General features: G+C 55.3%; 1 protein-coding gene. It reads right to left on the bottom strand.

Annotated elements, in window-relative coordinates:
* On the bottom strand, positions 1-365 hold a 365-nt coding region (locus EN853_RS35050; protein WP_245517519.1), incomplete at its 3' end, for a DUF309 domain-containing protein.
* Between the last annotated feature and the right edge of the window lie 51 nt (positions 366-416).

The raw sequence follows: 416 nt of genomic DNA, 5'->3' as shown, positions 1-416 counted from the left end.
GCAGCATGCCAAAGAGGCTCCCAAGCCTCATGAGCTTCCCAGTAATACCCGTGGTTGAAAAGGTCGATTCCCCATCGGAACACGTTTGAACTGAGTGATTCCTCGACTGTAACAAGGGTGACCGGGTCGCTTTGATAACTGTGACACAACGGGTCGCGAACCGGATGTGGATGTTTGCGAGGCAGGTATGCGTAGCCCGGAAAATTCTTTTCAGGCAGCAGGCGAGGACGTGACATGGACCCAGCAATCATGAAAGCGCGTTGGTGGCAATTCCAGATAAAGCAATCGCTTGCGCCAGAGTGCCAGCGGTAAAGAAATATCTTGCGCTGCCCCGACAAAATGCGCTCATGGTGCCATTCCTCCATGGGCACGTGGGCCGGGAGGGCACCTCTAACACGACCGATAGACGGACCGGC

This window comes from Mesorhizobium sp. M1C.F.Ca.ET.210.01.1.1 (genome assembly GCF_004791585.1).
In the GTDB taxonomy this organism is placed as follows: Bacteria; Pseudomonadota; Alphaproteobacteria; order Rhizobiales; family Rhizobiaceae; genus Mesorhizobium.
Note: the sequence above shows the minus strand (reverse complement) of the source record. Positions and strands in the feature narration are given on the sequence as shown.